This window comes from Streptomyces sp. NPDC057253 (genome assembly GCF_042669125.1).
Classification (GTDB): domain Bacteria; phylum Actinomycetota; class Actinomycetes; order Streptomycetales; family Streptomycetaceae; genus Streptomyces.
Window position 1 is genome coordinate 1 of the sequence record NZ_JBHUXV010000222.1, and the last position, 9,085, is coordinate 9,085.

The following is a 9,085-nucleotide window of genomic DNA, read 5'->3' on the forward strand; positions in this document are numbered from 1 at the left end:
CCCGGGACCCCGCCCCTGGCGGCCCGCGCCCCCGCCCCGCGTCAGCGCTTCTCGTACGGATCGGCCGGCTGCGCCACCCGCCGCACCTCGCTCGCGTCCAGGACCGGCGGCCACCCGCTGTCGGTGCCGAGTCGCCCCTTGGGGTGCCAGGTGCCGGTGACGGTCACCCAGGCGTCGACCGGCGGTGCCCCGTCCGCGGCGCCGCGCACCTCGACCTTGCTGGTGGTGGCGTCGGCCGCGCAGCAGGTGACGAACAGCCGGGTGAGGTACCAGGTCCCGTCGTCGCCGTGGGTCACGAACCCGGTCATGCGGACCGTACGGCCGCTCAGTGAGCGCCCGCTGTCGTAGACGGCCCGCGAGCCGAACTCCCCGAGCGTGAGCTCGACCGGGTTCCCGGCGGGCAGGGCCGGGAAGGTCCCGACGCCCTGCGCGGCCCGCTGCGCCGCCTCGCGTTCGGCGCTGTAGGAGCCGAGGGCGGGCGGCGGGAAGAGGAGCAGCGCGAGGGCGGGGAGGGCGAGCAGCCAGGCGACCCGGGGGCCGGCGACACCGTGCCCGTGCCCGTGCTCGCCTTCCCCTTCGGGACCACCTTCGTGATCCTCCCCGTCCTCCTCGTCCTCTCCGCGCTCAGTCCGTCGTACGACCGCCATCACCGCCCCAAGCAGCACCAGCACCGCGCCGGACGTCACCAGATACGGTCGCAGTCCCGCCTGCACGTACCGCAGGTACAGCTCGCTGAGGAGCGAGATCCGCAGGACGGCCGCGCCGACGAGGACGAGCAGCAGACAGGGGCCGTAGCGCCTCACAGCAGCCACCACCCCACGAGCACGCTGCTCAGTACGGCCACCACCCACGTGACGGAGGAGAAGCGGACGGCGAAGGTCCGGCCGAAGGTGCCGGCCTGAAGGGCGATCAGTTTGAGGTCGACCATCGGGCCCACGACCATGAACGCCAGCCGCGCGGTGGGCGAGAAACCGCTCAGGGACGCGGCCACGAAGGCGTCGGCCTCGCTGCACACGCACAGCACCACCGCGAGGACGGCCAGGAGCAGCACCGACAGCCAGGCCGAGCCGGTGAAGAGGTCGAGCACCGAACGCGGGACCACGATGTTGAACGTCGCCGCGGCCGCCGCGCCCAGCACCAGGAAGCCGCCCGCGTGCAGGAAGTCGTGCTGGAGGCCGGTGCCGAAGGCCCGCAGTCCGCGGGTGGACGTACCGCTTGATCGTTTCGGCAGTCGCAGCCACTCCTCGCGGCCGAACCGGGCCCACAGCCAGCCCATCACCACGGCGGTGGCCAGGGAGGCAACCAGCCGGCCGAGGACCATCGCGGGCTGTCCGGGGAAGGCGACGGAGGTCGCGACCAGCACCACGGGGTTGATCGCGGGCGCGGAGAGGAGGAAGGCGAGCGCGGCCGCCGGGGCGACCCCGCGCCGCATCAGGCTCCCGGCCACCGGGACGGACGCGCACTCGCATCCCGGCAGGACGACGCCCGCCGCGCCGGCCATCGGTACCGCGAGGGCCTGGTTGCGCGGGAGGAGCCGGGTGAAGACGCGCTCCGGGACGAAGGCGCCGATCGCCGCGGAGACGACCGTGCCGAGCAGGAGGAAGGGCACGCCCTGGACGGCGACCGCCGTGAAGACGGTCCACCAGGCGGCGACGGGCGGGGTGTAGAGGTCGAGCGCGAGGATGGGGCCGAGCACCGAGGCGACGGTGGCGATGGCGACGAGCGCGGCCCCGCCGAGAACGCCGTACACGAGCACCCGCAGGCCGAACGCGACGAGCACGCCGGGCCGCAGCCCGTCGGCCGCCGTCCTCTCGTTCTCCACGTGCCCCGCCCCGCCCGCCCTCCGATGTCTCGCGCAGGCTAACGGGACACCCCTGTGAACAACCCCGGAATCGTCACAGAGGGGACTGTGCGAGCACGGATCGGGTAAGGGCGCCGGGCTTCACAGCGGAGGCTGGGCCGGTGCCGGGCCCAGGGTGGTGGTGCCCGGGGTCGTGCGGTGGCCGAGGCCGGTTCGGTAGGCGTCGAGGGCCGCTTCGGTACGGCCCGTGCGGCGGAGCAGGTCGCCCAGGAGGCGGCACAGGTCGGCCAGGTCGCCGGCGGCGCCGGCCCGCTCCAGCAGGCTCAGGGCGCGGACGTAGTGCTCCTCGGCGGTCTCGGTGTCGCGGGCGTCCTCGGCGATGATGCCCAGGAGGCGGTGGGCGGCGGCGGAGTGCAGGGCGCCGCGCTCGGGGCTGAGGTCGCTGAGCACGTCGTGCAGGAGAGCCGCGGCCTCCTCGGACTTGCCGCGCCGGTGCAGCACGTCGGCGAGTTCGACGGCGGCCTGGCTGAAGTACAGGGCGGCCCGCTTGGCGGAGAGCATGGCGAGGGCCTGTCGCAACTCCTCCTCGGCGCGCTCCAGTTCGCCGTTCTGGGCGTAGACGTAGCCGCGCATCCAGTGACAGTTGGCGAGTTCCGTACGGAGCTGGAGCTGCCGGTAGAGCTCGGCGGCCTTGGCGAGGGAGGCGTCGGCCTCGGCGAGGCGGCCCTCGGCGAGGAGGGTGCGGGCGACGGACCGGTGCATGCGGGCGACGAGGGCCGGGTCGCCGGACTGCGGGGCGAGCGCGAGGGCGAGTTCGGCGGCCTGGGCGGCGCGGGCGTGGGCGCCCATGTCCATGTAGGGGCCGATGACGCTGGCGTAGAGCAGGAGCAGGGCGTCGGGGTCGTGCAGGCCGCCGCGGTTGAGCTCGTCGAGGGTGGATTCCAGCAGGTAGACGGAGTAGCGGAGTTCGCCCGTGAGGTAGTGGGCGAGGGCGCGGCCGCGCAGGGCCGGGACCCGGGCGGGCAGCGGGACGTCGTCGCCGAGGGCCTTCTCGGCGCGCTCGAAGTACTGGCGGGCGGCGCCGAGTTCGCCGGTCTCCACGGCGCACTCCCCGAGTCCGAGCAGGGCGGCGGCCCGGACCTCGGCGAGGTCGAGCGTGTCGGCCTCGGCGAGGAGGCGGGCGTACTGCTCGGCGGACTCCTCGGCCTCGCCGGTGGCGAGGGTGCGCTGGGCCTCGGTGAGACGCAGGCGCAGGTCGGTGACGAGGTGGGCCGGGCGGCCGGTGGCGAGTTCGTCGAAGCCGACGCCGAGGCGGTCGGCGAGGTGCCTCAGGGCGTCGTCGGAGGGGCGTACCCGGCCGGACTCCAGGGTGGAGATGTAGGCCGGGGTGTAGGCCGGTTCCGCCAACTGTTTCTGGGTGAGCCCGCGTTCGACTCTCAGCTGCTGCACCCGTCGCCCGATGACGCCCGGGTCGTCCCGCTCAGACATGGCCAACTCCCCAAGCCCCTCTTGCCGTTCGGCTGTCGCAGCCCCTAGGTTAAACGGCGTATTAACCGTGCTTAATACGCTTCCACCGCCATGGACACTCACCGCCACCGCTGCGAGGTCGCCGTGCTCGAACGCACCAGCACCACCGCGCGCTACACCAGGGGTTTCGCCGCCGCGGTCGTGGCCGTGGTCACGTTGGTCCTGGCGGCGAACGCGGGACCGGCCAAGGCCTCGGAACCACGCCCCGCCGACCGGGCCGAGCAGACCCAGCGTATGGCCGCGCCGCCCTCCGACTGACCCGGTTCAGCCGGATTCCCGACGTCGTGCGGGGGCGGCGGGCGACTCGACCCGGACCAGCCCTCGGGCCGTCCCCCTCCCGCCGGCTCAGCCGAACGAACGTCATGCCGGGGACGGCGGGCGACACAATCCCGACCAACCCTCCGGCCGCCCCCTCCCACCCGGCTCAGCCGACTTGCACGTCGTGCCGGGTCGGCGGCCGAGTCGACCCCGACCAGCCCCCGGACTGGCCCCTCCCGCCGGCTCAGCCGGACGAACGTCATGCCGGGGATGGCGGGCGACCCAATCCCGACCAACCCTCCGGCCGCCCCCTCCCACCCGGCTCAGACGAATGACACCTCAGGCCGGTCTCCGAGCGGCACGACCCCGACCGGCCCCCCGACCGGCCCCCGCCAGCTCAGCCGAATGACACCTCAGGCCAGCGACGGCGATCGGCACGATCCCGGTGGCGACTCCACGCCGAGCCGCTGGCGACTCCACGCCGAGGCCCCCGAAACGCCCATGCCGCCCCACCGCCGTCGATCGGTCGGTGAAGCGGCATGAAAGGCGCCCGGAAGGCAGGGGCGTCAGAGCTGGAATTCCGTGGGCTGGAGGCCCAGGGTCGCGCACGCCTCCCTGAGGATCGCCTGCTCCGCCTGGGAGAAGTGGCCGTCCGCGCCGGCGATGACGATGCCGGTCTGGATCACCGCGCGCGCCTCGGTGGGCTTCTTCGCGGCCTTGGCGATCTCCTGGAGCGCCTCCGCCTTGCCCTGCGGGAAGTTCCGGGTCAGCTGGTCCACATGCTTGTGGAAACGCTGGCGCAGCTGCTCCGGCGGGAAGTTCTGCAACACCTCGTTGCCCAGGATCAGCGACTCCATCTGCTGCATCTCGGACGCGTCCACCTGCCCGTCGGCGGCGGCGACCAGCGCGCACATCGCCATGCTGGCGTCCCGGTACGCGCCGCTCTTCAACTCGGTCTTCAAAGATCCGAGCTGGGTCTTCAGCACTCCGACGAGCTGGGCCCGCGAACCACCGCGCGAGCCGCCGTGTCCCTGCCCACCGGCCGCCGTGCCGCGCCCCTGGGCCTGCTGCTGGAGGTTCTTGGCCTGGTCCTTGAGCCGGTCGAACAGTGCCATTGACGTCACCTCGGTACTCGTTGAGTGATCTCACCCCGACAACGGACACGCCGAGGCAAAGGTTCCACCAAGTGCCGTCAGCAGGTCTCCCCACCCGGCCGCACCGCGGCACACCTTTCGCCACCCACGACCTACGCTGCCCGCATGACGTCTCCCGCCGCCCGTACCGCGCTGGACCTCACCGCCGCCCTCCCGGTCCCCGACCTGGAGGACCTCTACCGGGACCTGCACCGCCACCCCGAGCTGTCGTTCCAGGAGCACCGCACGGCGTCCCTGGTCGCCGAGCGGCTCAGGGCGGCCGGGTTCGAGACGACCGAGGGCATCGGCCGCACCGGCGTCGCGGGCGTGCTGCGCAACGGCGACGGGCCCACCGTGCTGCTGCGCGCCGACATGGACGCGCTGCCGGTCGAGGAGCGCACTGGCCTGCCGTACGCCTCCGAGACCCCCGGGGTGATGCACGCCTGCGGGCACGACCTGCACGTGACCTGGCTGGCGGGGGCCGCGCGGGCGCTCGCGGACGGCCGGGACGCCTGGTCCGGGACGCTGGTGCTGGTCGGCCAGCCCGCCGAGGAGAGCGGCGGCGGGGCGGCCGCGATGGTCGCCGACGGGCTCTACGACCGTGTCCCGCGCCCGGACGTGCTGCTGGGCCAGCATGTCGCGCCGGGTCCGGCGGGGCTGTACGCGCACGTGCCGGGTCTGATCATGTCGGCGACGACGGACGTGGAGATCGTGGTGCACGGCCGGGGCGGTCACGGCTCGCGGCCCGAGACGACCGTGGACCCGGTGGTGACGGCCGCCTACCTCGTCACGCGGCTCCAGACGGTGGTCAGCCGGGAGATCAGGCCGCGGGAGCAGGCCGTGCTGACCGTCGGCCGGATCGAGGCGGGCACGGCCCCCAACATCATCCCGTCGACCGCCCGGATCTCCCTCAACCTGCGCACCCAGTCGGACGCGGTCCGGGACCGGATGCTGGCCGCGATCCGCCGGATCGCCGAGGGCGAGTGCCATGCGGCGGGCTGCCCGCGTGAGCCGGAGGTGATCCTCGGCGGCTCGTTCCCGGTCACGGTCAACGACCCGGAGACCGACGACCGGGTCGCCGCCGTGCACCGCGAGGTCTTCGGCGCCGTGACCGTCTTCGACCCCGGCCCGGCGATGGGCAGCGAGGACTTCTCGAAGCTCGCGCTCGGTGAACTCCCGTACTCCTACTGGTTCGTGACCTCCACCCCGGCCGCCGTGTGGGAGGCGGCACCCGGCGCGGACCTGTGGGAGAAGTTCGACGCGGTCCCGAGCAACCACAGCCCGCAGTTCGCGCCGGACCTGTCGGTGGTCGGGCCGGGCGTGCGGACGCTGGTGTCGGGGGCGCTCGCGATGCTGGCCTAACCCCGCGTCTCGCGATGCCGGCCCAGCCCTGCGTCGCGCGATGCCGGCCCAGCCGCCTAGCCCTGCATCTGGAGTTTCTGGAGCTGTGTCCGCACGTTCTCCAGTGCGCCCTGCCGGCGTCCCGGCACCCGCATGCGCAACCCGGCGAGCACGATGCCGAGTTGCCGCACCTGGTCGACGTCCCGGACCTGGGACCACTGGTGGTGGGCCCGGTCGACGGCGGTCTCCACCGGTCCCGAGTCCACGGCCTGTCCGGCGGTGAGCCGTGCCTCGGCCACGGTCAGCCAGATCCGGCAGCTGCGGACCGGGTCCCCCGCGAACATGGCCAGATCCGCCCGGACCTCGGACCAGTGCAGGGCCTGCTCGGAGGCGGGACCATGGCCGCGGGCGGCGGCCTCCTCGTGGGCGGCGGCGACGGACTCGGCGTCCTGGTGCCGGCCCGCCTGGACGGCGGCGGTGATGTAGCTGTGCGGGTCCACCGGTTGCTGCCGAGGGGGCTGGGCCGGAACCGCCGGCACCACCGGGGCCACGCGCTGTGCCGCGACCACCCGCGGGGCCGGGCCCCCGGGGGCGGCCACTGGAGCGGACGGCACCGTCAGCACCACGTCCCCGTACGCGTCGCTCCCGAGCCGCCCGAACGCCTGCTGGTGCAACTGCTCCTCCGGCGGACGCCACCCGCTGCGCAGGATCGTCGCGATCGTCTTCATGTACGCCGGCGCGGCGACCCTGCGACGGGACGGCGGGGGCGCGATCCGGCCGAACACCGCGGTGTTGCGCCCGGAGTCCAGCGTGTGCGTGCGCAGCCAGGCCCAGCTCTCCGCGTCGGCGTGCAGGTCGAGGAAGAGGGTCGTGGAACCCGGCGACCGCAGCCGGAACTCCTCGCGGATCCACTGCCAGGGCAGCGCGGTGTAGCGGACGGTGGCCGGGGTGGTGCGGGCCAGCGCGAGGTGGGGCAGGTGCTGGCGGCGGTCCAGGGCGAGTTGGCCGGCGACGAACACGGTGAGCGGGCCCGGGGTGGCCGCGACGGCCCGCAGGCGGGTCAGGACGGCCTGGGGTTCGAGGGGGTCGGCGAGTTCGACGACGTTGGCGGTGTCGGTGCCGGAGAGCACGGCGGGCGGCACGGCCGCGAGGACGGGAAGCACGGACGCCGCGTCCACCAGACAGCTCTTGCCCACCGGTGAGGCGGCGAGCAGCAGCACGGTCCCGGGCATCGGTCCTCCCCATCCCCCGTCGATCACTTACGGCAGCACGGTAACCGCTGCGCCTGCAAAGGGGAGTTCTCAAGACGGCAAACGCCCGTTTCCTGCCCACTCGTCACCCCCGCACAGCCCCTGCACCCTGCGCACCGCGAACACCGTCGTGTCGTCGAGGAGCCGGCCGCCGCAGTGGCGGAGTGTGCCGTCGCGTACCAGGTCCACCAGGCGGCGGGGTTCGACGGCGCGCGGGTCGGCGGCCAGGGCGCGGGACACCGCCTCAGGGAGGGCGTAGAACATCCCGGCGCCGTCGCGGGCCTCGGTGACGCCGTCACTCGTCAGCAGCAGGGTCTCACCGGGGGCGAGGGGGACCCGGCGCACGGGCGGCGGGCCCGCGGCGGACAGCGCGGCGAGGCCCAGCGGGAGTCCGCCGTCCACGGGCAGCGGCCGTACCCCCGACGGGCCGACCACGAGCGGCGGTTCGTGTCCGAAGACCATGGCCTCCACCAGGCCGGTGTCGAGGCGCGGGAAGCCCAGCAGGACGGCGGTGGCGAAGCGGTCGCCGTCGTCCCGGCCGAGCGCGGCGATGTGCACACCGTGCCGCTGCACCCGGATCTCCAGCCGCTCGGCGACCGTCGCCAGCTCCGCCTCGTGGTACGCCGCCTCGCGGAAGGTGCCCAGCAGCGCGGCCGCCGCCTCGACCGCGCCGAGCCCCTTGCCCTGCACGTCCCCGACGAGCACGCGGGTGCCGTGCGGGCCCGGCTGGATGTCGTAGAAGTCGCCGCCGACGCGGGCCTCGCTGTCGGCGGCCAGATACACCTCGGCGTGCTCCAGACCGCCCCACACCGGCGGCAGCGGACGCAGCACGGTACGGCGGGTGGTGTCGGCGACGTCCCGCATGTGCAGCATGCTGCGCTCGCCCCGCAGCCGGATCACGCAGGCCAGCACCGCGAGGACCCCGCCGAGGGCGACGAGCACGAAGTCGGGCAGCCCGGAGCGGTACCGCTCCGGCCAGGAGGTGTCGGCGACGACGTAGGTGACGAGGGACAGGGCGGAGAAGGCCGCGGTGCCCGGTACCGCGCAGAGCGCCGCCGCGATGCCCGGGACCAGCACGACCCAGGAGATCATCCGGAACTGGGCGCCGGTGTAGTAGTCGATCACGGTGATCGCGACGAGCAGCACCAGGGGCGGCAACCAGGCGATGCTGCGGCCCCCGCGGACGCGGAGCAGCTGTCCCCGGCCCACACCGCTCATGGGGCCAGCGAAACACGGGGCCGTCCGGGCCGCCATTCGACTTGCCAGGGCCCCTGTCCAGGTGTGCTCTGGTAGGCGGGGGCGTATCGGGGAGTTGCAGAGAGAGGAGTGCTCTCATGGCTCATGCGGCACCCAGGGGCGGTTTCGCCCGGACACCCGACGTGTTCAGCCCGAAGGTCCACCTCGCGGCCCGCTACGGCATCCCCGTGGTGCTGGGCCTGGTCTACGGCTACTGGGCCGCGGCCAACCGCAGGGACGGCGGCCCCATCACGGGCTGGAACATCCTGTTCGGCTTCGTGACGGCGCTCGTGTTCATCGTGCTGTGCCTCGCCGTGGCGACGTTCGCCCCGCTGCTGAAGCGAGAGCTCCACTCGGCCGTGAAGTCCGGCTTCGCCGGGGCCGCCGTCGGCTTCCTGTACAGCCAGACCGGGGAGAGCGTGCTGCGGTCGACGGCCCTGGGGCTCGCGGTCGCGGCGGGCATCTTCGTCGTGTTCTTCTACCGCTACTACACGCACGAGGACGGCGCGGGGAACCGGATCCGCTGACGGCTTCGGGAC

9 protein-coding genes are annotated in these 9,085 nt (G+C 73.8%); 3 read left to right on the forward strand and 6 right to left on the reverse strand.

Annotated features, from left to right (window positions below; all coding sequences use genetic code 11):
* Positions 1 to 41: 41 nt before the first annotated feature.
* The 3 genes from ACFULQ_RS47420 to ACFULQ_RS47430 all read right to left on the reverse strand — a co-directional run bounded on the left by ACFULQ_RS47420 (position 42) and on the right by ACFULQ_RS47430 (position 3,289).
* Positions 42 to 803, reverse strand: coding sequence for a TIGR03943 family putative permease subunit (locus ACFULQ_RS47420; protein ID WP_383557601.1), 762 nt, complete (start codon positions 801 to 803; stop codon positions 42 to 44).
* A complete protein-coding gene (locus tag ACFULQ_RS47425; RefSeq protein WP_383557582.1) occupies positions 800 to 1,822 on the reverse strand; it encodes a permease in 1,023 nt (340 codons plus the stop codon). The genes ACFULQ_RS47420 and ACFULQ_RS47425 overlap by 4 nt, the downstream gene beginning before the upstream one ends.
* A gap of 120 nt (positions 1,823 to 1,942) precedes the next feature.
* A complete protein-coding gene (locus tag ACFULQ_RS47430; RefSeq protein ID WP_383557585.1) occupies positions 1,943 to 3,289 on the reverse strand; it encodes a helix-turn-helix domain-containing protein in 1,347 nt (448 codons plus the stop codon).
* Between the two features lie 90 nt (positions 3,290 to 3,379).
* Here ACFULQ_RS47430 and ACFULQ_RS47435 point away from each other — a divergent pair, with 90 nt between their 5' ends.
* Complete coding sequence (locus ACFULQ_RS47435) at positions 3,380 to 3,586, forward strand: hypothetical protein (RefSeq protein ID WP_383557604.1); 207 nt, start codon at positions 3,380 to 3,382, stop codon at positions 3,584 to 3,586.
* 566 nt (positions 3,587 to 4,152) lie between these two features.
* On the opposite strand, the gene ACFULQ_RS47440 is transcribed toward ACFULQ_RS47435, so the two are convergent.
* Positions 4,153 to 4,701 carry a tellurite resistance TerB family protein gene (locus ACFULQ_RS47440; RefSeq protein ID WP_383557588.1) on the reverse strand — a complete coding sequence of 183 codons (549 nt, stop codon included), beginning with the start codon at positions 4,699 to 4,701 and terminating at the stop codon, positions 4,153 to 4,155.
* A 144-nt stretch (positions 4,702 to 4,845) separates the two neighbouring features.
* On the opposite strand from ACFULQ_RS47440, the gene ACFULQ_RS47445 reads away from it, so the two are divergent.
* A complete protein-coding gene (locus tag ACFULQ_RS47445; protein WP_383557590.1) occupies positions 4,846 to 6,081 on the forward strand; it encodes an amidohydrolase in 1,236 nt (411 codons plus the stop codon).
* A gap of 56 nt (positions 6,082 to 6,137) precedes the next feature.
* Here ACFULQ_RS47445 and ACFULQ_RS47450 read toward each other — a convergent pair whose 3' ends face one another.
* The gene (locus ACFULQ_RS47450; protein WP_383557593.1) at positions 6,138 to 7,292 is read right to left on the reverse strand and encodes a hypothetical protein; all 1,155 of its coding nucleotides are present in this window, start codon (positions 7,290 to 7,292) and stop codon (positions 6,138 to 6,140) included.
* A 69-nt stretch (positions 7,293 to 7,361) separates the two neighbouring features.
* Complete coding sequence (locus tag ACFULQ_RS47455) at positions 7,362 to 8,528, reverse strand: PP2C family protein-serine/threonine phosphatase (protein WP_383557595.1); 1,167 nt, start codon at positions 8,526 to 8,528, stop codon at positions 7,362 to 7,364.
* A gap of 116 nt (positions 8,529 to 8,644) precedes the next feature.
* Here ACFULQ_RS47455 and ACFULQ_RS47460 point away from each other — a divergent pair, with 116 nt between their 5' ends.
* Complete coding sequence (locus ACFULQ_RS47460; RefSeq protein ID WP_383557598.1) at positions 8,645 to 9,073, forward strand: hypothetical protein; 429 nt, start codon at positions 8,645 to 8,647, stop codon at positions 9,071 to 9,073.
* The last annotated feature ends 12 nt before the right edge of the window (positions 9,074 to 9,085 follow it).